The 22,771-nt window shown below is 61.7% G+C and carries 18 protein-coding genes; 10 read left to right on the top strand and 8 right to left on the bottom strand.

The window, feature by feature from the left end; all coding sequences use genetic code 11:
* Nucleotides 1-8: 8 nt before the first annotated feature.
* Nucleotides 9-1,073: a M20 family metallo-hydrolase gene (locus tag DDQ68_RS00915; RefSeq protein WP_109652079.1), complete on the bottom strand. Its 1,065-nt coding sequence runs from the start codon at nucleotides 1,071-1,073 to the stop codon at nucleotides 9-11.
* Entirely contained in the window at nucleotides 1,061-1,840 is a 780-nt protein-coding gene (gene argB / locus DDQ68_RS00910; RefSeq protein ID WP_109652076.1) for an acetylglutamate kinase, read from the bottom strand. The genes DDQ68_RS00915 and argB overlap by 13 nt, the downstream gene beginning before the upstream one ends.
* A 542-nt stretch (nucleotides 1,841-2,382) precedes the next feature.
* Between argB and DDQ68_RS00905 the strand changes: the two genes are divergently transcribed.
* From DDQ68_RS00905 to DDQ68_RS00875, 8 genes are all read left to right on the top strand, one after another.
* The gene (locus tag DDQ68_RS00905; RefSeq protein ID WP_211320210.1) at nucleotides 2,383-2,994 is read left to right on the top strand and encodes a GNAT family N-acetyltransferase; all 612 of its coding nucleotides are present in this window, start codon (nucleotides 2,383-2,385) and stop codon (nucleotides 2,992-2,994) included.
* Nucleotides 2,991-4,184: an argininosuccinate synthase gene (locus tag DDQ68_RS00900; RefSeq protein ID WP_109652073.1), complete on the top strand. Its 1,194-nt coding sequence runs from the start codon at nucleotides 2,991-2,993 to the stop codon at nucleotides 4,182-4,184. Before DDQ68_RS00905 ends, DDQ68_RS00900 begins: the two co-directional genes overlap by 4 nt.
* Nucleotides 4,171-5,154 carry an N-acetyl-gamma-glutamyl-phosphate reductase gene (argC, locus tag DDQ68_RS00895; protein WP_438830715.1) on the top strand — a complete coding sequence of 328 codons (984 nt, stop codon included), beginning with the start codon at nucleotides 4,171-4,173 and terminating at the stop codon, nucleotides 5,152-5,154. The genes DDQ68_RS00900 and argC overlap by 14 nt, the downstream gene beginning before the upstream one ends.
* A gap of 532 nt (nucleotides 5,155-5,686) precedes the next feature.
* Nucleotides 5,687-6,823, top strand: a complete 1,137-nt coding sequence (locus DDQ68_RS00890; RefSeq protein WP_109652066.1) for an aspartate aminotransferase family protein — start codon at nucleotides 5,687-5,689, stop codon at nucleotides 6,821-6,823.
* A gap of 171 nt (nucleotides 6,824-6,994) precedes the next feature.
* Complete coding sequence (locus DDQ68_RS00885; protein WP_211320209.1) at nucleotides 6,995-7,741, top strand: carbamoyl phosphate synthase small subunit; 747 nt, start codon at nucleotides 6,995-6,997, stop codon at nucleotides 7,739-7,741.
* Between the two features lie 125 nt (nucleotides 7,742-7,866).
* Nucleotides 7,867-8,067, top strand: coding sequence for a glutamine amidotransferase-related protein (locus DDQ68_RS24160; RefSeq protein WP_281271059.1), 201 nt, complete (start codon nucleotides 7,867-7,869; stop codon nucleotides 8,065-8,067).
* 423 nt (nucleotides 8,068-8,490) lie between these two features.
* Entirely contained in the window at nucleotides 8,491-9,435 is a 945-nt protein-coding gene (locus DDQ68_RS00880; RefSeq protein ID WP_109652063.1) for a Rossmann-fold NAD(P)-binding domain-containing protein, read from the top strand.
* A gap of 229 nt (nucleotides 9,436-9,664) precedes the next feature.
* Entirely contained in the window at nucleotides 9,665-10,858 is a 1,194-nt protein-coding gene (locus DDQ68_RS00875) for an argininosuccinate synthase (RefSeq protein ID WP_109652060.1), read from the top strand.
* An 86-nt stretch (nucleotides 10,859-10,944) separates the two neighbouring features.
* Here the strand turns inward: DDQ68_RS00875 and treF are convergent, their stop codons facing one another.
* Nucleotides 10,945-12,582 (bottom strand): alpha,alpha-trehalase TreF, encoded by a 1,638-nt coding sequence (gene treF / locus DDQ68_RS00870; RefSeq protein WP_109652057.1) that lies wholly within the window; start codon nucleotides 12,580-12,582, stop codon nucleotides 10,945-10,947.
* Nucleotides 12,583-12,742: 160 nt separating this feature from the next.
* Nucleotides 12,743-13,036 carry a hypothetical protein gene (locus tag DDQ68_RS00865; RefSeq protein WP_162549686.1) on the bottom strand — a complete coding sequence of 98 codons (294 nt, stop codon included), beginning with the start codon at nucleotides 13,034-13,036 and terminating at the stop codon, nucleotides 12,743-12,745.
* Between the two features lie 71 nt (nucleotides 13,037-13,107).
* Between DDQ68_RS00865 and DDQ68_RS00860 the strand changes: the two genes are divergently transcribed.
* The gene (locus tag DDQ68_RS00860) at nucleotides 13,108-13,509 is read left to right on the top strand and encodes a hypothetical protein (RefSeq protein ID WP_109652051.1); all 402 of its coding nucleotides are present in this window, start codon (nucleotides 13,108-13,110) and stop codon (nucleotides 13,507-13,509) included.
* A 198-nt stretch (nucleotides 13,510-13,707) separates the two neighbouring features.
* Here DDQ68_RS00860 and DDQ68_RS00855 read toward each other — a convergent pair whose 3' ends face one another.
* Nucleotides 13,708-14,874, bottom strand: coding sequence for a tol-pal system protein YbgF (locus tag DDQ68_RS00855; RefSeq protein ID WP_245897228.1), 1,167 nt, complete (start codon nucleotides 14,872-14,874; stop codon nucleotides 13,708-13,710).
* 229 nt (nucleotides 14,875-15,103) lie between these two features.
* Nucleotides 15,104-16,138 carry a Gfo/Idh/MocA family oxidoreductase gene (locus DDQ68_RS00850; protein WP_245897227.1) on the bottom strand — a complete coding sequence of 345 codons (1,035 nt, stop codon included), beginning with the start codon at nucleotides 16,136-16,138 and terminating at the stop codon, nucleotides 15,104-15,106.
* 85 nt (nucleotides 16,139-16,223) lie between these two features.
* On the opposite strand from DDQ68_RS00850, the gene DDQ68_RS00845 reads away from it, so the two are divergent.
* Nucleotides 16,224-16,643: a DUF983 domain-containing protein gene (locus DDQ68_RS00845; RefSeq protein WP_245897225.1), complete on the top strand. Its 420-nt coding sequence runs from the start codon at nucleotides 16,224-16,226 to the stop codon at nucleotides 16,641-16,643.
* A gap of 21 nt (nucleotides 16,644-16,664) precedes the next feature.
* Here the strand turns inward: DDQ68_RS00845 and DDQ68_RS00840 are convergent, their stop codons facing one another.
* A complete protein-coding gene (locus DDQ68_RS00840) occupies nucleotides 16,665-17,867 on the bottom strand; it encodes an efflux RND transporter periplasmic adaptor subunit (RefSeq protein WP_109652046.1) in 1,203 nt (400 codons plus the stop codon).
* A gap of 248 nt (nucleotides 17,868-18,115) precedes the next feature.
* Complete coding sequence (locus DDQ68_RS00835; RefSeq protein WP_109652043.1) at nucleotides 18,116-22,714, bottom strand: CusA/CzcA family heavy metal efflux RND transporter; 4,599 nt, start codon at nucleotides 22,712-22,714, stop codon at nucleotides 18,116-18,118.
* Nucleotides 22,715-22,771 lie beyond the last annotated feature (57 nt).

The following is a 22,771-nucleotide window of genomic DNA, read 5'->3' as shown; positions in this document are numbered from 1 at the left end:
ACAATTAATTAAATCACTAAATCTGTCAGCAGCGCCACGTAATCGCGCACGCCGCTAATTATTTCGCTGCGCAAAATAAATTCGTCCGGCGTGTGCGAACGCGCACTATCGCCGGGGCCGATTTTTACTGTCGCAAACGGCATCAGGGCCTGGTCGGAAAGCGTGGGCGAGCCGTACGTTTCTTTGCCCAGGGCTTGGCCGCGCTGTACAATTGGGTGGTCGACCGCAATGCGCGACGAATTCAGGCGCAGCGAACGGGGCGTGATTTCTGACTGCAGGTTTTGTTGCAGCATTTCCACCACTTCGGCGTTAGAATACAGTTCGTTAGTACGCACGTCCACTACGAAGCGGCACTCGTCGGGCACCACGTTATGCTGCAACCCAGCGCTAATTTGGGTAGCCGTGGTCTTTACGGGCCCCAGCAAGGGCGACACGCGTGGCAGTTGATTGTTCCGCAGCCAGTTAATATCGTTCAGGGCTTTATAAAGGGCATTTTCGCCTTCATCGCGAGCCGCATGGCCGGTTTTGCCACGAGCCAAACAGTCGAGCACCAGCAAGCCTTTTTCAGCAATTGCAAGCTGCATTTGCGTGGGCTCGCCCACGATTCCGAGGGCAATGGGCCCCAACTCCGGTAATAGTTTGGCAATACCATTAGCGCCCGAAATCTCCTCTTCGGCTGTAATGGCGCAAATTAAATTGTAAGCCCGCGGCCGGTCTTTTAAATATAAAAACGTCGCTAATAAACTTACCGCTGATGCGCCCGCATCGTTGCTGCCCAGGCCAATTAATTTATCGCCTTCCCAGGTGGCAGTAAACGGTGGATACGTCCAAGCTGCGCCAGGTTTCACAGTGTCGTGGTGCGAGCTAAGGATCACCGTGGGCCGGTCGGGCGCGTAGCCCGGGGCCACGGCCCACACGTTGTTGCCCCGGCGCTGCGGCGGAGCCCCGTGCGCGGCCAGAAAATCGAATAATAAATCTGCCGTACCGTTTTCTTCCCGGGAAATCGACGGGGTACCGATTAATTGCTCCAGCAGCGCCACGGCCGCTTGCGTAAGCGCAGCTAATTCAGGCATAGCACAGTTTTGAGTGGCTCATTAATTTTTAGCGCATGGCCAATAATTACTTTGTTAACGCCTTGGCTCAGCGCGTCGAACGAATTATCTAGTTTCGGAATCATTCCCTCAGTAATAATTCCGGCCTCTTTTAACTCCACGTAACTGGTTAGATTAATTCTAGCAATAACCGAATCATCGTCGTTTACATCAAGCAGTACACCGTTCTTTTCAAAACAGTAATGCAGCTCGACTGTAAACTGACTACTCAATGCCACGGCTACCGTGGCGGCGATGGTATCGGCGTTCGTATTTAATAATTGGCCGTGGCCGTCGTGCGTAATGGCGCAAATTACCGGGGTGAGGCCCAGCCCGAGCAGGGCCCCTAGCAGCGCCCCATCGACGCTGGCGGGACGAAGGTCGCCCACGAAGCCGTAGTCAACTTCGCGCACCGGCCGCTTCACCGCCCGAATTACGTTGCCATCGGCTCCACTGAGGCCCAGGGCATTGACGCGGTTTTGCTGCAAGCCAGCGACAATAGCTTTGTTGGTTTTGCCAGCGTAAAACATGGTCACCACGTCGAGGGTGGCGGCGTCGGTGATGCGGCGGCCGTTGACTAGCTGCGGCGCGATGCCTAAAGACCGCAGCATTTCACTGGCCCCCTTACCTCCGCCGTGCACCAGTATTTTTAGTCCATCGATTCGGGCAAATAATTGCAGAAACTGGTGCAAGCTCAGCTCGTCGTCGATTATGCCACCGCCGATTTTAATTATTCTTAATTTTTTCATCCCTCTTTCACCTGGTTACTTGGTCCAATCGCCGAGATGCACCAAAGCATTCAGCGTTTTCTTTGATAGCGAGCCTAATTAATTTGAAATCCTACTGCTATCCAGCAGTACCATACCCGCGGACGAATGCTGAGCTATTTCTTGCCCGCTAAAATCAACTTTTTGAAAAACTTACCCGGAAAGGTTGCAGGTAAAAGTAGCGGGTTTTACTTTTGCCACAGAATTGAACGCTTCGCTTCCGTAGCTCGTTCAACCGCCGATTCGCTACTTCTGCCATGATTGCATCCTTCCACACCAAAACGTTGTTTGCCGTCGCCGGTCTGGCCATGGGCTCAATGGTGTGCATTCGGACTTCGTGGGAGCGACGACTCTAGCGGCTGCGACAGCCGCTTGGTGCGCCCCCGGGGCCACCTCTCCCTTGCGCCGGGCCCGGCCCCGCGTTGCTTACCGATGGATTTTGGGCCTTCCCAACCCCACCAAGCGCCCCCTGCGCTTGCCAGGGAAGCCGTGCATCTCTCCTTAAGTTTTTCCTCAGTTCACAAATGAATATTCGGGTTGCAACGGCAGCAGATGCCCTTTACGCAGACGAGCTGTGCCGGTGGTACATCGAGTCAGCCAAACAGCGTGGCACCGGCATTGCCAAGCGCGAGCCGGCTTACGTGGCCCAAAAAATGGCCAGCGGCGACGGCATCATTGCTTTCGTCGACGGCAAGCTGGCCGGTTTTTGCTACATCGAAACGTTTGACGACAAGACCTTCGTCGTGAACTCGGGCCTGGTGGTGAACACCGAAATCCGCAAGCACGGCGTGGGCCGTGCCATCAAGCAAGGCGTGTTCAATCTATCGCGCTCGAAATACCCGCAGGCCAAAATTTTCGGCATTACGACCAGCCTGGCCGTAATGAAGATTAACACCGATTTGGGATACGAGCCGGTAACGTTCTCCGAACTGACCGCCAGCGAGGATTTCTGGAAAGGCTGCAAAAGCTGCAAGAACTACGGCATCCTGATGGACAACGACCGCAAGATGTGTCTCTGCACGGGCATGCTCTACGATGCGGCCGACAAGATCTTGCAAGTGCAAATACCCGATTTTAACGCCGCCACCGCGCCGCAGCCCGCTTCTCCCGACTCCGCATTCGATTCTGCATCATGAAGAAAAAAGCCATATTAGCCTACAGCGGCGGCCTCGACACGTCGTACTGCGCCGTGTACCTCTCCCGCGAACTCGGCTTGGAAGTTCACACCGTCATCGTCAACTCCGGCGGTTTCTCACCCGCTGAACTGGCGGCCATCGAGCAGCGCGCCTACGAGCTGGGCTCCGTGCAGCACGAAGTGATTGACGTGACGCAGCGGTTCTACCACGACTGCCTGCGCTACCTGCTGTTTGGCAACGTGCTGAAGAACGATACGTACCCGCTGAGCGTCAGTGCCGAGCGCATGTTTCAGTCGCTGGCCATTGCCGAGTATGCCCGCCAGCACAAGGCCGACTACATCGTGCACGGCAGCACCGGCGCCGGCAACGACCAGGTGCGCTTCGACGTGGCCTTCGCCGTCATTGCCCCCGACACGGAAATCATTGCCCCCATCCGCGACAAGAAACTCTCGCGCCAGGCAGAAATTAAATATTTGCAAGAGAACGGCTTCGAAATGAGCTGGGAAAAGGCCAGGTATTCCATCAACGTGGGCATTTGGGGCACCAGCGTGGGCGGCGTCGAAACCCTGACCTCGCACCTGCCCCTGCCCGACAGCGCCTACCCCTCGCAGCCCACCGCCACCGAAGCCCAGCAAATTGAAATTACCTTCGAGCGGGGCGAGCCCAGGGCCCTAAACGGCGAAACGATGGACCCCGTAGCCCTTATTCAGCGCCTCAACGCGCTGGGGGCCAGCTACGCCATCGGCCGCGACACGCACGTGGGCGACACCATTCTGGGCATCAAGGGCCGCGTGGGGTTTGAGGCCCCGGCGGCGCTCCTGCTCATCAAGGCGCACCACTTGCTGGAAAAACACACCTGCTCGCGCTGGCAGCTGCTGCACAAAGACAACCTGGCCAACTGGTACGGCACGCTGCTGCACGAGGCCCAGTACCTCGACCCGGTAATGCGCGACATGGAGGCCTTCCTGGCCTCGTCGCAGGCCCGCGTATCGGGCAAGGTGTCGGTGCGCTTGCAGCCCTACCGCTTTGACCTGCTGGGCGTAGTATCGCCCTACGACCTGATGCAGTCGAAGGCCGCCACCTACGGCGAAACCAACGACGCCTGGGATGCCCGCGACGCCCAGGGCTTCATCAAAATCTTCGGCAACCAGCTGAAAATCCACGCCAGCTTGCAGGATGGCAATGTTTAAGACGGGCATCGTGGGCGGGGCCGGCTACACAGCCGGCGAATTGCTACGCATTCTGCTCCCGCATCCCAACGTAGAAATTGCGGCCGTAGTCAGCAGCTCCAACGCCGGGGCCCCCGTGGCCCAAGTGCACGATGATTTGCTGGGCGATACTGATTTGGTATTTGCCAGTGAACTGTCGGGCGCGGAAGACGTGGTATTCCTCTGCCTGGGCCACGGTAACTCGCGGGCGTTTTTGGAGAAAAACCCACTGCTCGCCACCACCCGCGTCATCGACTTAAGCAACGATTTCCGCCTAGCTGCCGACCGCGACGTGGCAGGCCGCCGCTTCGTATACGGCTTACCGGAGGTTAATCGAGCGAAAATCAAAGGCGCTACCAGCATCGCCAATCCCGGCTGTTTTGCCACAGCCATTCAGCTGGCGCTGCTGCCGCTGGCCGCTGCCGGGGCCCTAACCGACGACATCCACGTGTCGGCCATCACCGGCTCGACCGGTGCAGGCCAGAGTCTATCGAAAACGGTGCATTTCTCGTGGCGCACCAACAACGTGTCCATCTACAAACCCTTCACGCACCAGCACCTCGGCGAAATCGGCGAGAGTCTGGCGCAGCTGCAGCCGCAAATCGCGGCGGAAATTCACTTCATCCCCTACCGCGGCAATTTCGCGCGGGGCATTTTCGCCAGCGTTTATACGCCCTCGGATTTGACGCAGGACGAGGCGCGGGAGCTGTACCAGAATTTCTACGCCGACGCGCCGTTCACCACGGTTTCGGACAAGGAAATTCATTTGAAGCAGGTAGTGAATACCAACAAATGCCTGCTGCACGTGCAGAAACAGGGCAAGCAATTATTAATTACCTCAGTAATTGATAATCTGGTAAAAGGCGCATCGGGCCAGGCAGTGCAGAATATGAATTTACTATTTGGGTTGCCGGAAACGATGGGGTTGATGAGTAAGGCTTCGTTTTTTTGAACTAATAGAATGTCATGCTGAACGAAGTCGAAGCATCTCTCCCGCTTCGTTACATAGTGGATTATCATTTATCGATAACTTACTTTTTGTCAACATGGGACCAACAGCACAAGCAGGAAATACCAGAGCGGATATTATAAAATATTACAAAACAGCTACTTATAATTACTTGACACCGCTTGGGTTTCTGCTGTTCGGGTTTATGTGGGACCTCTTTACACCTCTCGCTTTCCTTACAATTCTACCCTCTACAGCATCATTGGACTTTACTTCACACGAAACGGATTTAAACTGGCTAGTAAACAGGACGACATACAGAAAAAGGATATTGGCTATGCGAAAATGTGGCTAGGGATAATCTTGTTTGTCCTTGGTCTTTTGGGTGCTGGCTTCGCATATGTAGCAACCAGTTAAGTGAGCCTTCTCATGCTGCACTTGACACCCAAGATATACTTTGACAAGATGCTTCGATAAGCTCAGCATGACGTTCTTTTTCTGGGTTCTAAGCTCTAACATCTAACCTCTATTTCACATGGAGCTCTTCAACGTTTACCCCCTCGTCAACATCACGCCCGTGCGCGCACTCGGCGCGAAACTCTGGGACGACAAGGGCCAGGAGTACCTGGATTTCTACGGCGGCCACGCTGTGATTTCCATCGGCCACAGCCACCCGCACTACGTGCAGCGCCTGACGGAGCAGCTGCAAAACATCGGTTTCTACTCCAACTCGGTACAGATTCCGATTCAACGCGAGCTGGCCGGGAAGCTGGGCCGCGTATCGGACTATCCGGATTACTCGCTGTTTCTATGCAACTCCGGGGCCGAGGCCAACGAGAATGCACTGAAGCTGGCTTCGTTCCACACCGGCAAAAAGCGGGTAATAGCCTTTAAAGGCGCATTTCATGGCCGCACCTCTGGTACTGTGGCGGCTACGGACAACCCCAAAATAGTAGCGCCCTTCAACGCGGGCCACATTATTTCCTTTGTCGATTATGACCTGAAAGCCGTGGCCGAAGTGCTGCGCGGCGGCGACGCCTGCGCCGTTATCGTGGAGCCTATTCAAGGCGTGGGCGGCATTATCATGCCCTCCGATAATTTCTTGCTAGGCCTGTCGCTGCTGTGCGGGACCCACAACGTCATCTTAATTGCCGACGAAGTGCAGAGTGGCTACGGCCGCAGCGGCAAGTTTTTCGCGCACCAGCACGCCGGCATCCGCCCCGATATTATTTCCGTGGCCAAGGGTATGGGCAACGGTTTCCCCATCGGCGGCATCCTGATTTCGCCCACCCTGAAAGCGTCCTATGGCCTACTGGGCACCACCTTTGGCGGCAACCACCTGGCCTGTGCCGCCGCCCTGGCCGTACTCGAAGTCATTGAAGACGAAGACCTGCTGGCTCACACCACCGAAATGGGCGACCATCTCCGCACGGAGCTACTGGCCCACGCCGGGGCCCTGGAAATCCGTGGCCGCGGCCTGATGGTGGGCATCAAGTACGACTTCCCCATCAAGGAAATTCGCGACAAGCTGCTATCAAAGTTCCATATTTTCGTGGGCAACGCTTCGGACCCCACGGTGCTGCGGCTGCTGCCACCGCTCAATATCACGAAGGCCGAAGTTGACCGATTTTTGGAGGCGCTGTACGCGTTAGTACCGGCGGTTACGGCCTAGCGCGGTACGCCTCACCCCCTAGCCCCCTCTCCAAAAAGCAAAAAGGAGAGGGGGCCCAGCTTCTGGTCTTTAGTCTTAGTTTTTAGCCCTAGCTTTTCGTAACCGCGTCGTCATGGCTCCCCCTCTCCTTTTCGAAGAGGGGGCCGGGGGGTGAGGCGCACCGCCAGCACAATGACCCAAACAGTAAAACTCATCGTCAAAGACGGCATCTCCATCTCCGGCGAATCCTTCGGGGCCTCCGCCGCCGGCGAGGTCGTGTTCAGCACGGCCATGACCGGCTACCCCGAAGACCTCACCGACCCATCCTTCGCCGGCCAGATTCTGGTGCTCACCACCCCCATGGTGGGCAACTACGGCATGCGCGGGGAAGCGCTTTACGAGTCGATTTCGACCATTTTCGAGTCCGACAAAATCCATATTACCGGGCTGATTGTCAACTACTATTCCGAGGAGCACAGCCACTGGAACGCCGCCAAAAGCCTCGGTGACTGGCTGAAGGAGTACAACATCCCCGGCATCTGCGGCGTCGATACCCGGATGCTCACCAAGAAGCTGCGCGAGAAAGGCGCGATGCTGGGCAAAATCGTGGCCGAGGACGACGTGCCCTTCCACGACCCCAACCTCGACAACTTGGTGGCGCAGGTGAGCCCGGCCGGCATCCGGCACTACGGCAGCGGCCAGCACAAAATCGTGCTCGTGGACTGCGGCACCAAAACCAACATCATCCGCTGCTTCCTGGAGCGCGACGTGGAGCTGATTCGTGTGCCCTGGGACTACGATTTCACGACCCTGGCCTACGACGGCCTGTTCCTGAGCAACGGCCCCGGCGACCCCAAAATGTGCGAAGCCACCATCCGGCACCTCCAAAAGGCCCTGGCCCAGGACAAGCCCATTTTCGGCATCTGCCTGGGCAGCTAGCTAATGGGCCTGGCGGCGGGCGGCGATACGTTCAAGCTCAAATACGGCCACCGCAGCCACAACCAGCCCGTGAAGCTCACCGGCACCCAGCGCTGCTAATCACCAGCCAGAACCACGGCTTCGCGGTGGATAACGCAACGCTACCCGCCGAGTGGCAGATGCTGTTCGAGAACCTGAACGACGGCACCTGCGAAGGCATCAAGTACACGTCCAAGCCGTTCTTCTCCACCCAGTTTCACCCCGAAGCCGCTGGCGGACCGGAGGATACGAAGTTTCTGTTTGATGACTTTTTGGCGGCGGTGGAGAAGTATAAGGCGGGGCGCTAGCGGTGAGGAAGAATCCAGAAAATCCTCACGCTAGAACAAGGGTTTTACCCAGTGATTCCCATAATGAAGCTAACAATCCAAGTTACAAGTACTAGAAGCTGTTTAAGTTAGTGATGTTACGCACCACTTTGACGGATTGCGTAGGAAGGGCATTTGCTGAAGCAGCTGGAGTCCCTTTCTGAAGCGTAGGCGCAATCAGTGCGTAACATCAGTAAGTTAGTCGCACTCAAAGAAGGCTGCTGGTGTACCAATAAGGTGCTTCCGCAGTAAACGTTGCGGCTAACGGGCCAACTTTATGCCAAGCAAGGGCCAGCGGCTGGGTTGAAGGGCAGGCAAAAAATATCTTTTATTTAAAAATCAGTTAGTTAATTCAAAAATACTAACTTAAACAGCTTCTTAATCTAATACTTGGCACTACTCTGAATGAAAAACTTCACCTCCTTCGAGGATGCGGGCGACTACAAAGCCCTGTTGCGGCAAGCCCTGGAAATCAAGGCTAATCCCTACGGCTACCAGCACATCGGGCGCAACAAAACCGTCGGCCTCATCTTCTTCAACCCCAGCCTACGCACCCGGCTCAGCAGCCTGAAGGCGGCTTATAACCTGGGGGCCCAAGCCTGGGTGCTGAACGCCGGAGCCGACTCCTGGACCCTGGAAATGACCGACGGCGCGGTGATGAACGGCGGCACCCAGGAGCACATCAAGGACGCCATCGCGGTGATGAGCCAGTACTGCGACGTGCTGGGCGTGCGCACGTTTCCCACCCTCAAAGACAAGACCGAGGACTACGGCGAAGTCGTCTTCAACAAGATTCTGCAGTACGCCACCGTGCCCGTTATCAACCTGGAAAGCGCCACGCTGCACCCCCTGCAATCCTTCGCCGACCTCATCACCGTAGCCGAAACCAAGCAGAAGGAGCGCGTGAAAGTGGTGCTCACCTGGGCCCCGCACGTGCGCGCCCTACCCCAATGCGTGCCCAACTCGTTCTGCGACTGGTTCTCGGAAATCGAATGGGTCGATTTCATCATCACCCACCCCGAAGGCTACGAGCTGGACCCCAAATTTACGAAAGGCGCCCGCATTGAGTACGACCAAAAAAAGGCCTTGGAAGGCGCTGACTATGTGCAGGCCAAGAACTGGAGCAGCTACCTCGACTACGGCCAGGTGCTGGGCAACGACCCCGCCTGGATGCTCACCCCCAACCACATGGCCCTCACCGACAGCGCCAAATTCCTGCACTGCCTGCCCGTGCGCCGCAACGTGGAAGTGGCCGACGCCGTGCTCGACGCGCCCGGCTCGCTCATCATCCAAGAAGCTGGCAACCGGACGTTTTCCATGCAAACCGTGCTGCACGAGCTACTGAAGTAACCAGCGCCGGGTCAGCGGTGGCCAGCGGTTTGAAGACCTGCCGTTATTCGGTGGGTCTTTTTCATTTTGGAGGCACCGCGGAAATAATTTAATTAAAGTCTGACAATTTTGGAAACCTTACCGGTAAGGTTTGCGCGAATAATTAGGGCCCCGGGGCCGTTTCGCGGGCCGGGGCCCCAGAACGCGGGGTAATATTGCCTCATCCTGGGACTATACATCTAGCCTCCTAATGAAGAAAAAAGCCATATTAGCCTACAGCGGCGGCCTCGACACGTCGTACTGCGCCGTGTACCTCTCCCGCGAACTCGGCTTGGAAGTTCACACCGTCATCGTCAACTCCGGCGGTTTCTCACCCGCTGAACTGGCGGCCATCGAGCAGCGCGCCTACGAGCTGGGCTCCGTGCAGCACGAAGTGATTGACGTAACGCAGCGGTTCTATCGCGACTGCCTGCGCTACCTGCTGTTTGGCAACGTGCTGAAGAACGATACGTACCCGCTGAGCGTCAGTGCCGAGCGCATGTTTCAGTCGCTGGCCATTGCCGAATACGCCCGCCAGCACAAGGCCGACTACATCGTGCACGGCAGCACCGGCGCCGGCAACGACCAGGTGCGCTTCGATGTGGCCTTCGCCGTCATTGCCCCCGATACGGAAATCATTGCCCCCATCCGCGACAAGAAACTCTCGCGCCAGGCAGAAATTAAATATTTGCAAGAGAACGGCTTCGAAATGAGCTGGGAAAAGGCCAGGTATTCCATCAACGTGGGCATTTGGGGCACCAGCGTGGGCGGCGTCGAAACCCTGACCTCGCACCTGCCCCTGCCCGACAGCGCCTACCCCTCGCAGCCCACCGCCACCGAAGCCCAGCAAATCGAAATTACCTTCGAGCAGGGCGAGCCCAGGGCCCTAAACGGCGAAACGATGGACCCCGTAGCCCTTATTCAGCGCCTCAACGCGCTGGGGGCCAGCTACGCCATCGGCCGCGACACGCACGTGGGCGACACCATTCTGGGCATCAAGGGCCGCGTGGGGTTTGAGGCCCCGGCGGCGCTCCTGCTCATCAAGGCGCACCACTTGCTGGAAAAACACACCTGCTCGCGCTGGCAGCTGCTGCACAAAGACAACCTGGCCAACTGGTACGGCACGCTGCTGCACGAGGCCCAGTACCTCGACCCGGTAATGCGCGACATGGAGGCCTTCCTGGCCTCGTCGCAGGCCCGCGTATCGGGCAAGGTGTCGGTGCGCTTGCAGCCCTACCGCTTTGACCTGCTGGGCGTAGTATCGCCCTACGACCTGATGCAGTCGAAGGCCGCCACCTACGGCGAAACCAACGACGCCTGGGATGCCCGCGACGCCCAGGGCTTCATCAAAATCTTCGGCAACCAGCTGAAAATCCACGCCAGCTTGCAGGATGGCAATGTTTAAGGCGGGCATCGTGGGCGGGGCCCAACATGAAGCTTACGGTGGTTCGTTCGTAAACACTTGGCTAACAACTGACAAATAATTTTGCCCTACAGCGACTTACCTGCTTCGGGGTAGCGGTTCAGGAGCCAGAGCAGCGTGCCGTTGGTCCAGCCGAAGCCATCTTGCAACGGGTATTCGCCGCCGCCAGCCGCGGTGTTCATGTCCAGCACGTTGTATTTCTCCAGCAGCTTACCGGTTTGAGTGAATACGCGCGCGTTCAGGCCGGCCCAGCGCAGGGCCACGGTGCGGGCCAGCGCGGGTTGGTTATACTTACGCAACCCACTGATGGCCAGCCACTGCAAGGGGGCCCAGGCGTTGGGCGCGTCCCACTGCTGGCCGGTGCGCAGGGGCGTGGTCACGAGGCCACCGGGCTTGAGGAAGTCGCGCTCCAGGCCGGCCGCCACCAGTTTGGCCTGGGCAGGCGTGGCCAGCCCCAGGGCCAGCGGATACACCCCCGCCAGCGTGGTGTGGGCCGAGCGCCGCCCGGCGCGCCAGTTGTAGTCGGTGAACCAGCCGGTGGCGGGGTCCCAGCAGTAATGCAGCAGGGCCTGGCGGCGGCGGGTGGCCTTCTGCTCGAAGGCGGCGGCCTGCGCGGCATTGCCCTGCTGGCGGTAGCCGCGGGCAATGGTTTGCTCCAGCCCGTAGAGTAGACAGTTCAAATCAACGGCCACCAAATCAGTAGTTTGGATGGACCCCAGCGTGCCATCGGGCCCAAACCAGCGGCTGCTGAAATCCCAGCCCGAGGCGGCCGCCGCCCGGATGTTGCGGTAGAATACGGCCGGCACCTGCGGGCTCAGCTTAGCGGCGGCCACGTCCTCGGCGTACGACTCCTCGCGGGGTTCGGTGCTGGCGTCCCAGTAGCGGTTCAGCAGGGCCCCGCCGGGCAGGCATACCACGGGGCCGGCGGCGGTGCCGGGGCGCACGGCGCCGGCGCCGGCCATCCAGTAGGCGTACTCGCCCAGCAGGGCCCCCTGGTAGCGGCGGCGCACGGTGTCGCCCTGGGCGGTGGCCAGTAACTCCACCATTTGGGCGAAGAACGGCGGCTGCGAGCGGGTGAGGTAGTAGGTGCGGTTACCGTTAGGAATGAAGCCGTAGCGCCCGATGAGATAGGCAAAATTATCCACCATGTCGCGCACCAGGCCCACGCGGTGGGCATCGACGAGGCCCAGCATCGTGAAATACGAATCCCAGTAGTACACCTCGCGGAAGCGCCCACCGGGCACCAGGTATGGGTGCGGAAGCGGCAGCAGCGACGAGCCGGGGGCCCCGACCGCGGCGTCGGGCCGACGTTGCAGCACCGTCCACAGCGTGTCGAGGTGGGCGCGCAGGCCGGCGGCCACGTCGCTGCGGTAGGCGTCGGTGGCGGCCGCGGGGGGCTGAAAGTAGGTGTTGGCGAAGGCCTTCAGGTCGAAGCCAGGCTGCTGGCGCTGCTGCGCGTAGGCGGCCACGATGGCGGCCACCGGCGCTTTGGGCAGCGCATCCACAAAGGTTTTGCCGTCGGCGTACACGTGCCCGAGCTGCACGGCCTCGAACAGGCCGGGATACAGCTGCCGAGGCGACGGCGGCAGCGCGGGAGCCGGGGCCACCCGGGCGGCAGGGGCAGTGGCCGGAGCGGCCGCGGGGGCCTGGGCGTGGGCTGCGCCCGCCAGCAGGGCGAGCCCGAAGGCGTACAAGTAGTTGCGCATGGGCAAGGATCGTTGGGGTGGGAACGGACCGGCAAGTTCGGCGCTTTTGGGCCAGCGGTCACGCTGGGGGCCTTACCTACAACCCAGCCACCGACGCGTACTACAAAGACGGCATCAACCGCTACATGGTGGCGAGCGACGACGCAGCCGTGAACCCCGCTCAGCGCGGTACGCCCCCGACGACTCGCGCATCCGCCTGCGCATCCGCTCGATGGTAGGCCTGATTCCGCTGTTTGCCGTGGAAGTCATTGACGATGAGCTGCTGGCGGCCATGCCGCAGTTCGCGGCCCGGATGGCGTGGCTGCTCGCCCACCGCCCCCACCTGGCCGCCGTAGTCGGCCAGTGGCAGGAGCCCGGGCAACCCATCCGCCATCGCCTCAGCCTGCTGCGCCGCACCCGCCTGCGCCACATACTCACACGGATGCCTGACGAGCAGGGATTCCTGGCCGACCACGGCATCCGCTCGCGCTCGCGCCCCCACCTGCCGAGCCCTACCAGTACCACACCCCCGAGGCCTCATTCGAAGTGGCCTACGTGGCGGGCGAATCGGACTCCGACATGTTCGGCGGCAACTCCAACTGGCGGGGCCCCATCTGTTTACCAGTCAACTACTTAATCATCAAGTTATTGCAGCGATTGAACTTCCACGACGGCTATTCGTTCACCATCGAGTACCCCACCGGCTCGGGCCACGAGCTGAACCTGCATCAGGTAGCCGCCGCCCTGGCCAAACGACTCGCCGGGCTGCTGTTGCGGGGCCCCGACGGCCGCCGCCCGGCCTTCGCCCAATCCGAGCTGCTGCAAACCGACCCGCACTTTAAGGACTACCTACTCTTCCCCGAGTACTTCGACGGCGACTACGGCAAGGGCCTAGGCGTCAGCCACCAAACCGGCTGGACGGGCCTCATCGGGCGGCTGTTGCAATAGGCGCAGCAGTAGTGGCCGGGGGCCCTAAGGCAGGTTCTTGACTATTAATCTGGTCATGCTGAGCGTAGTCAAATCATCTCTACCACGCAAGTAATCAATGATTAGTGAGCGGTAAAGATACCTCGACTACGCTCAGCATGACCGCCCTCTTTTCGCATATTTGGACGCCCCCCGGGGCCCCCTGGGGCCCTACCAACACTATTTTTTGCGCGGCTTCAAGTAGCGCTGGGCTTCGGCGCGCAGGGGCAGGCTTTTATCGGCGTGGTCGAGCACGGCCTGGTAGTAGCGGCGGGCGGCCGCGTCGTCGTGCTCCTGCACGGCCATTTTGGCCAGGTTGCCGTTGGCGTAGGCGTAGTAGCGCTGCTGGGTCTGGCCGCTGACTTCGGCAAACACGATGCAGCGCAGGTAATAGTCCTTGGCCGCTACCAGGTTGTGGTAATAAAACTGGTTGTAGTAGCCCAGGTAGTAGGCCGCGTAGCGCCCGCTGGTGGCCTCGTAGCCGGGCAGGCCCTGGTTGATTTTGTCGAGCAGCTGGCGGCTCACGGCCTCGCCTACCCCCACGTTGCCCGTCACGAAGCACAGCTTGGCGTATTCGCGCTGCACGTAGGCATTATCGGGAAATTCGGCTAGCAGACCCGCGCAGATTTTCAGGGCCCCGACGGAGTTCTTCTCGCGCGTGCTTTCCAGCATGTCAATGAGTTGCACCACGGCCTCAGTGCGGGTGTAGAAACCCTCGGCGGCCACAGTGCGCACCTGCTGGAGGCCCAGCACGCGGTTGCCTTTCGGGAAAAATACCAGGATGGGCTTGAGCCAGGGATGGGCCTCGCCGACGACGTCGGCGTAGTAGTTGAACAGGCCCTGGCCGAGCAGGAACTCGGGGCTGAGGCCGTTGGCTTCGCGGCTGCGCTCCAGGTAGTTGAGGGCCCGCTTGCTGCACAGCGTGGCCTTGGCGTAGGAGCTGCGCTCACCGTAGAGCCGCGCCTCGAACCCGTAGGCCGCCGACAGGAAAAAGCACGCTTCATAGTCCTTGCTATCGGCGTCGTAGCGGCGCCTGGCCTGGGCCACGGCCGTGTCCATATAGGCCAGAAACAGCCGGTCGTACTTCGTGTCGGTGAGGTTGCTGGGCATCATTTTCCACCACACGTTCAGGCCCAGCAAAAAGTAGGGCATGGGGTGGCGCGGGTAGCGCCGGCGCAGCGACCGAAACTGCCGTTCGGCGCGGTCGAACTTAAAGTTGTAGAGGTTGGCCACCGCCCCGCCCAGCTCCTGCCGGATGTCGGGGTCGAGCAGCAGCCAGCCCTGCGTGTCCACGGCCTGCGGGGCCACCGCCACCGTGTCGAGCGCCACGATGCGGGGCCGGCGCACCGTGTCGGCCGGGGCTTGCGCACGGGCCCCTAAGGGCCCCAGCAGCAGGCAAAACAGGTAGAATAGCTGTTTGATAATTGTATAGCTATAAAGTTCTAAAAACGTTATGCAGCGCGCAGCGAAGCCTCTCTACCGCTCACTAACCCATGATTACTGCCGCGGGAAAGATGCTTCGCTGCGCTTTGCATGACCGCCTAGAGAGTTGCTGCTAAAATAAACCAGCCGGCCACTACGCCTCAGCCGGTTGTTCCAGGATTTCCATTTGCCAGGCCACCTCCTCGGCGCGCACCGGGTAGGGCTGGCCGTGGCGGATGGTTTGGGCCACAGCGTCGAACAGGCCCAAATAGTTTCCCGACGGGGCCGGATCGTGCTGGGTACTGAGGGCCCCGTCGGGGCCGGCGAGGGTGAGGTGGCCGTCACTGCCGGGCAGCTCCTGGCCATAGGCGGGGTTGGTGGGGCGCAGGCCGGCCAGCAGTTGGGCTTCCTGGGGGTCGGTACGGCCTTTTTGGTAGCTGCCCCGGGTGCCGTGCAGCACGTAGGCCGGGCCGGGGGCGGCCACCAGCAGGCTGGCCGTCAGCCACACGTTGAGGCCGGCGGGGTAGCGCAGGTGGAAACTGAAAAAATCGTCGACCCGCCCGCCGGGCCGGAAGTGGCCCTGCACCTTGCGCACGCCCAGCGGCCGCCCAAACAAGGCCACGGCCTGGTCGACGAGGTGGGGCCCCAGGTCATAGGCCAGGCCCACCGCCGGGCCGGGCTCCTCCTTGAAGACTTTGGTGTTCAGGGCCATCTTATAGCGGTCGTAGCGGAAGTGGGCTTCGATGAGCTGACCGAGCTGGCCGCTCTCCACCACGCAGCGCACGGCGCCGAAGTCGGTATCCCAGCGGCGATTTTGGTAGGCCAGCAGGTGGCGGCCCTGCTGCTGGGCCAGGGCCCCCAGTGCCTGCCACTCGGCGGCGGTGGCGGCCACGGGCTTTTCCAGCAGCACGTGCTTGCCGGCCAGCAGGGCCTGGCGGGCCTGCTCGACGTGCAAGCCGCTGGGGGTGTTGACAACGACCAGCTCGATGGCGGGGTCGGCCAGGAGTTCGGCCACGCTGGGGTAGCTGCGGATGCCGGGGTAGTCGGCGGCCATGCGGGCGCCGTGGCGCTCCACCACGGCGTACAATCCGAAACCAGGGTGGGCGGTAATGAAGGGCGCATGAAACAGCTTGCCCGACATGCCGTAAGCCAACAGGCCGGTGCGGATGGGTGGGGAGGAAGGCATCATGCCCAAAACTACCGCCCCCGCCCCGAACGCGGCCACCCCAGTCCGCCCAGACGTACTTTTACGGTCCTTCACCCCCTGCCCTTTTATGGAAACCGAACCCGCGCCCACCTCCTCTACCCTGGCGCTGCTGGGCCTACGCTGCCCGCGCTGCCACGAGGGCGAACTCTTTCTGCACCCCGCCACCAGCCTCACCAAGTTTACCGAAATGCCCGCCGCCTGCCCCGTATGTGGCCTCAGCTACGAGCCCGAGCCGGGCTTTTACTTCGGGGCCATGTATATCAGCTTCGCCTTCGCGGTGGCCATTTTCTTCGCGGTGGGCATCGCCCTCTACTTCCTGGCCGGCGACCCCGACACGTGGGTGTACGTGTCCGTGGTGGCCGCCCTCACGCTGGCGGCCACGCCGCTGGTATTCCGCTACTCCCGAGCCATCATGCTGTACCTATTCGGCAACAGCGGCTACGACCCCAACTGGGCCCGTTTCCTCCGCCGCGGGCTGGACAAGTAGCTTGGAATCTGCGAGTCCAGGCTACTCTTCGCCTTTGCGCAGTTCGGCGTCGAGGAAATACGCGCCTTTGCGCACCAGCCGGGTGGTATCGGGCAGCGGGTCGAGTACGGTTACGGCCACGTCGCCGTGCTGGGGCAGGCCGGCGTGCACCTTCACGCGGCGGAACACGGTGCGGCCCGAGTCCTGGCCCACGGCGCGGAAAATGTAGCTCAACTCGCCGGCCTGGATCAGGGCGGCCTCGGGCAGGGTGCGCACCCGGGCCCCGGCCGTTTGGATGCGAGCGGCTACGAACTGGCCGGGCAGTAGGTCGGTGCGCTCGGGTTCGAGGTGGGCGTGCACGCGCACGGTGCGGGCGTTGTCGTCGAAGGCCTTACCCACCAAAAATACGCGGGCCGTCAGCTCCTCATCGCGCCCGGCGTTCTGCATTTTGAACAGGATTTTCTGGCCCACTTTCACCTGAGCCACGTCCTTCTCGAACACTTTCAGCTCCAGGTGCAGGTCGTCGCGGTTCAGCACCTCCACCAGCACGTCCTGGGGCCCCACGTACTGGCCGGGGTTGATGTTGACGGCCTTCACGTAGCCGGCAATGGGCGAAATAAGCGGCACGCTCTGCACAATCTGGCCCGTGGCGTCGAGGCGGGCCACCGAAATGCCCAACAGCCGCAGCTGGGCGGCGGTGGCGCGCAGCGTGGCCTGCTCGGTGGCGTAGTCGGCGCGGGCCATTTGCAGCTTGCGCTTAGCGCCCACATCCTCCACGTCGAGGATGCGCTGGCGCTCCAGGTCTTCGGCCAGGAAGCGCACTTTGGCCTTGCTCTGCAGGTAGTTCTGCTGCATGGTGAGGTACTCAGGCGAGCGCAGGGTGGCCACCGTGGCGCCGGCCTGCACGTGCTCGCCGGGCAGCACGGCCACGGTTTGCACGTAGCCGCCCATCACGGCCGTGATGGACACGCGGTTCTGGGGCGGCACCTCCACCGAGCCGTTGGCCTGCACTTCGGTGGTCATGTTCTGGCGCTCGAAGGTGCCGAAGGTGATGCCCGCGGCCTTTTCCTGGGCGGGGCTCACGCTAACTTGGTTGGGGTTAGCCGGCGCGGCAGCTTGGGCGGGCGCGGAGCCATCTTTCTTGGCAGCGTCGCCTTTTTGGGCAGCGTCGCCGGACTTGGAGCCGCAGGCTGTGAGCAGCGCCAGGGCCCCCAGCACGGGGTAAAGTTTGAAGTTAAAAGGCATTTTGGTTGTGATCAGATTTTAAATAAAGGACGGCGGCCTAGGGTCCCCGGGGCCCTATTCAGGCCGGGCAAACCGTCATGCTCATCTGGCGTCTGCGTAGCGCAGCGGAGTTGAAGCATCTCTCCCGCTGACTAAATCCAGATCCAAACAACGATTGGGTCACTACAGCAGTGGAGATGCTTCGGCTGCGCGGATGCCAGATGAGCACGACGTTCAATAAAGCCGGAGTGCCACTCCGTTCTACATTATTATTTTGCCGCGGGAGTGTCCGTGCCCGTTAGGGCCTGCACGCTCACCACCAGCTCGTTGTAGCGCTGGGCCTGGTCGAGGTAGTTGGTTTGGATTTGCCAGGCGGGGTCGGTGTTCACCACGTAGGTTACGTAGTCGATGTCGCCGGCGCGGAAGCTTTTTTCGGCCGTGCTCAGGATAAGCCGGGCCTGGGGCAGGGCCGTGCGCTCGTAGTAGTCGAGCGAGGCCCGGGCCCGCCGCAGCTGTAAGCGCAGGCCCCGCAGCTGGGTGCCGAGCTGGCTGGTGGCGTAGCTGAGCTGGCCCGCGGCCACCTGCTCGCCCAGGCGGGCGGCGGCCACCCGCGCCCGGCCGGCGCCGCCAATCAGCGGGATGGCCAGGCCCAGCTGCACCACGCTCAGGGCCTGGTACTCGGGCCGAATGGTTTGCTGGAAGTAGCCGGCCCGCACGTCGGGCAGGCGGCGCAGCTGATCCACCCGCGTTTGCTGCTGGCTGACGGCTACCTGCTGGCGCAGCAAGCCCAGCGTGGGGTTACTCTCGGGCGAGAGGGCCGCCGTGTCGGTGGCGGCGAGCGGGGCCACCAGCGCGTCGGTGGTGTCGATGGCGGCCGGGTCCGGGCTGCCCAGCAGCTGGCCTAGCTGCGCGCGCTGCACCTCCAGGTCGGAAAGGGCAGTGAGCAGGCGGTTTTCCAGCTCGCGGGCGCGGGCCTCGGCAGCCACTTGCTCCAGGCGGTTAGTTTCGCCCACTTTATAGCGAATGAGCGCGGCGTGGGCAGCACGGCGGTACAGGCTGTCCTGGCGGCGCAGCAGGGCCACCCGGCGGTAGCCCACCAGCAGGCCGTAGTAGCTGCTGCGGATGGCCTGCTCCAGGCCGCGCCGGCTTAGGCGGGCCTGCTGCTCGGCCGTCACGCTCTGGCCTTGCAGCAGCTTGCGCTGGGCGATGTACACGCCGGGGAAAGCCACCTGCTGGATGACGTTGAACGTGTGGTCTTTCAGGGGCCCCGAAATCTGGCCGAGCTGAAAATCGACGATGGTGCGCGGGGCCTCCAGGCCAGTGCGCACCAGGGCTCGCTGCTGCTGGATTTGCAGGCCGGCGGTTTGCAGCGACTGGTTTTGGGCCCCGGCCGCTTGCAGGGCCCCGCCCAGGTTCAGGGGCTGGCCAGCCGTCGAACCCAACGTGTTCTGGGCCCGCGCCGGAAGGCCCAGGGCCCCCAGCAGCGCCAGCAGCAGCAGGGCGGTGGCCACGGCTACCGCGGGCTTCTTGGCCGGCTCAGGGTCCTGGTTGGTGCCTTGGCCGTCGGGGCCCGGCTGGCCGTCGGGGCCCTGGTTGGGCTCCTCCCCTTTCTCGGCGGCGTGCTTGGCATCTTCCTTGGCCTTAGCGGCGTCGCGGGGGTTGGGGTCACCGTCTTTGGTGAAAAGGCCGTAGAGTACCGGCAGCACCACAAGGGTGAGCAGAGTAGCCGAAATGAGGCCCCCGATGACCACCGTGGCCAGCGGCTTCTGCACTTCGGCGCCGGCCGAGGTGCTTAGCGCCATCGGCAGGAAGCCCAGCGAGGCCACGCTGGCCGTGAGGATAACCGGCCGGAACCGCTCCTCGGTGGCGCGCAGAATCCGGTCGCGCACGCTGGCCACGCCCTCGGCCGCCAGCTCGTTGAGGCTGGCCAGCAGCACGATGCCGTTCAGCACGGCCACGCCAAACAGGGCGATGAAGCCCACACCCGCCGAGATGCTGAACGGCATCCCGCGCAGCCACAGCGCCGCAATGCCGCCGATGGTAGCCAGCGGCACGCCCGTGAAGATGAGCAACGCCTGCTTCACGGAGCGGAACGAGAGATACAGCAGCAGAAAAATGAGCAGCAGCGACACCGGCACGGCCACTTTCAGGCGCTCGATGGCGTGGTTCAGGTTTTCGAATTGCCCACCGTAGGTGATGGTGTAGCCGGGGGGCAGCTTGAGGCCTTGGCCGAGCTTACCCTGGATTTCCTGCACCAGGCTCTGCACGTCGCGGCCGCGCACGTTGATGCCGATGTTGATGCGGCGGCGGGCGTTATCGCGCGAAATCTGGATGGGTGCGTTGCGGTAGGCCACGGTGGCCAACTCGTCGAGCGGGATTTTCTGGCCCCCGGGCGTGTCCACGTACAGGTCCTTCAGGTTGGCCAGGCCCTGGCGGTGGGTGCTGTCGAGGCGCATCACCAAATCGTAGCGCCGCTCGCCCTCGTACACCTGGCCCGCCACGTTGCCGGCGAAGGACGCGCGCAGAATCGTATTCAAGTCGCTCACCTTCACGCCGTACTGGGCCAGCTTCTGGCGGTTGTAGGTCACGCGCATCTGGGGCAGGGCCGCAATTTGCTCCACCTTCAGGTCGCCCACGCCCGCCAGTGAGCGAATAAGTGCGGCGGCCTCGTTGGCCTTGTCGTAGAGCACGCCCAGGTCATCGCCGTAAATCTTGATGCTCACGTCCGACTTCACGCCCGAAATCAGTTCGTTGAAGCGCATCTGGATGGGCTGCTGGAACTCCATCGTCACGCCGGGCACGCCGGCCAGGGCAGCCTGCATCTTGTTGGCCAGCTCCTCGCGGGTGCTGGCCGAGGTCCACTGGCTGTGGTCTTTGAGGATGACCATCTCGTCGCTGTCCTCGAGCGACATCGGGTCGGTGGGGATTTCCGAGGTGCCGCTCTTGCCCACAATCTGCTCGATTTCCGGGAATTTGGCCTTCAGAATCTTCTGCACGTGGGTGTTGGTGGCGATGGTCTGGCTCAGCGACGAGCCCGGGGCCAGCGTCACGTTCAGGGCAATATCGCCCTCGTCGAGCTGCGGAATGAACTCGCCACCCATGCGCGAGAAAATAAAGCCCGCTCCCACCAGCAGCAGCACCGCCACGCCCACCACCACAAACCGGGCCCCCAGCGCCCAGCGGATAACGGGGTCGTAGCCGCGGTGCAAAAACTTCATGATGCGGTACGAAACCGTGCCCTCTTCCTTGATATCCTTCTTCAAGGCCCAAGCCGTAACGGCCGGTACGTAGGTGAGGCACAGCAGCATAGCCCCTATAATGGCGAAGCTCACTGTGAGGGCCATCGGCCGGAACATCTTGCCCTCGATGCCGGTGAGCGAGAGGATGGGGAAGTACACGATGAGGATGATGAGCTGCCCGAACAAGGCCGACGACATGAGGCGCGTGGCGGCTACCTCTGTCATGTCGTCCATCGTTTCGTGGGCCGCTTGCTCGCGCTGGTGCACGAGGTGGAAGATGACGGCTTCCACGATAATCACGGCCCCGTCCACGATGAGGCCGAAGTCCAGGGCCCCCAGACTCATCAGGTTGGCCGACACGCCGAACAAGCTCATCATGCCCAGCGCAAACAACATGCACAGCGGAATCATGGTGGCCACCACCACCCCGGCGCGCCAGTTGCCGAGCAGCAGCAGCAGCACCACCAGCACAATCACGCCGCCTTCTATCAAGTTGTGCTCGACGGTGGCAATGGCTTTGTCGATGAGCTTGGTGCGGTCGAGAAATGGGGTGATGACCAGGCCCTTGGGCAGCGTTTTCTGGATCTCGGCCACCCGCGTCTTCACGTTTTTAATGGTTTGCTCCGAGCTGGCACCCTTCAGCATCAGCACCACACCGCCCACGGTTTCGCCACGGCCGTTGCGCGTCATGGCGCCGTAGCGCACGGCGTGGCCCATGCGCAGGGTGGCCACGTCGCGCACTAGCAGCGGGGCCCCGGCGGCGGCCTGCTTGATGACGGTGGCGCCCACGTCGTCGAGCGAGCTGACCCGGCCCTCGCCCCGGATGAAGTAGGCATTGGGGCCCCGCTCGATGTAGGCGCCGCCGGTGTTGGCGTTGTTGTCCTGCAGAGCCACGTACAGCTCGGCCATCGTCACGCCGTTGGAGGCCAGGCGCACGGGGTCCACGGCTACCTCGTATTGGCGCAGGTAGCCGCCGAAGCTGCTCACGTCCACTACGCCGGTGGTGCCGGCCAGCTGGCGCTTCACAATCCAATCCTGCACGTCGCGCAGCTTGGCCAGGTCAAACTGCTTTTCGTAGCCCGGCAGCACCCGGATACTGTACTGGTAAATTTCGCCCAGGCCCGTGGTGATGGGCGCCATGCTGGGCTTACCGGCTCCGGCGGCCAGGTCGGCTTCGGCAGCTTTCAGCTTCTCGGCCACCAGCTGCCGGGTCTGGTAGGTGGTCATTTCGTCGGGAAAAACGACGGTAATCACCGAGAGCCCGAAACGCGAAATGGAGCGAATTTCCGTTACGCCCGGCACGGTGCGCAGCTGCAACTCCAGCGGCACCGTGATGAGCTGCTCGACTTCCTGGGCGGCCAGCGCGTCGCTCTGGGTAATGACCTGCACCTGGTTGTTGGTGACGTCGGGGATGGCATCGAGCGGGATGTTCACCGCCGAAAACCCGCCCCAGGCAATGAGGGCCAGCACCATGAGCGCCACCAGCAGCTTGTTGCGGACGCTGGCGGCAATTATTTTCTCAAGCATAAAAAACAGGAACAGGGCCCCGGCGCTGCCGCCCGCCGCACGGCCCCAGCGGGCCTGCGCGTTGAACAGCCAGTGCGCAGACTCGCCGAGCCCGCGCCACACCCAAACCGCTAATTTTCAATTTACTAAACTACGCACGGCCCCGTCCGGGGCCCTGGC

It is taken from the genome of Hymenobacter nivis, from assembly GCF_003149515.1.
Classification (GTDB): Bacteria; Bacteroidota; Bacteroidia; order Cytophagales; family Hymenobacteraceae; genus Hymenobacter; species Hymenobacter nivis.
This window is presented reverse-complemented; position numbering and strand designations above follow the sequence as displayed.

Coding starts and splice junctions, on each gene's coding strand:
- DDQ68_RS00875 (WP_109652060.1), top strand. CDS start 9,665: ATGAAGAAAAAAGCCATATTAGCCTACAGCGGCGGCCTCGACACGTCG.
- DDQ68_RS00900 (WP_109652073.1), top strand. CDS start 2,991: ATGAAGAAAAAAGCCATATTAGCCTACAGCGGCGGCCTCGACACGTCG.
- DDQ68_RS00845 (WP_245897225.1), top strand. CDS start 16,224: ATGGAAACCGAACCCGCGCCCACCTCCTCTACCCTGGCGCTGCTGGGC.
- DDQ68_RS00850 (WP_245897227.1), bottom strand. CDS start 16,138: ATGATGCCTTCCTCCCCACCCATCCGCACCGGCCTGTTGGCTTACGGC.
- argC (WP_438830715.1), top strand. CDS start 4,171: ATGGCAATGTTTAAGACGGGCATCGTGGGCGGGGCCGGCTACACAGCC.
- DDQ68_RS00915 (WP_109652079.1), bottom strand. CDS start 1,073: ATGCCTGAATTAGCTGCGCTTACGCAAGCGGCCGTGGCGCTGCTGGAG.
- DDQ68_RS00890 (WP_109652066.1), top strand. CDS start 5,687: ATGGAGCTCTTCAACGTTTACCCCCTCGTCAACATCACGCCCGTGCGC.
- DDQ68_RS00880 (WP_109652063.1), top strand. CDS start 8,491: ATGAAAAACTTCACCTCCTTCGAGGATGCGGGCGACTACAAAGCCCTG.
- DDQ68_RS00840 (WP_109652046.1), bottom strand. CDS start 17,867: ATGCCTTTTAACTTCAAACTTTACCCCGTGCTGGGGGCCCTGGCGCTG.
- argB (WP_109652076.1), bottom strand. CDS start 1,840: ATGAAAAAATTAAGAATAATTAAAATCGGCGGTGGCATAATCGACGAC.
- DDQ68_RS00905 (WP_211320210.1), top strand. CDS start 2,383: ATGAATATTCGGGTTGCAACGGCAGCAGATGCCCTTTACGCAGACGAG.
- treF (WP_109652057.1), bottom strand. CDS start 12,582: ATGCGCAACTACTTGTACGCCTTCGGGCTCGCCCTGCTGGCGGGCGCA.
- DDQ68_RS00885 (WP_211320209.1), top strand. CDS start 6,995: ATGACCCAAACAGTAAAACTCATCGTCAAAGACGGCATCTCCATCTCC.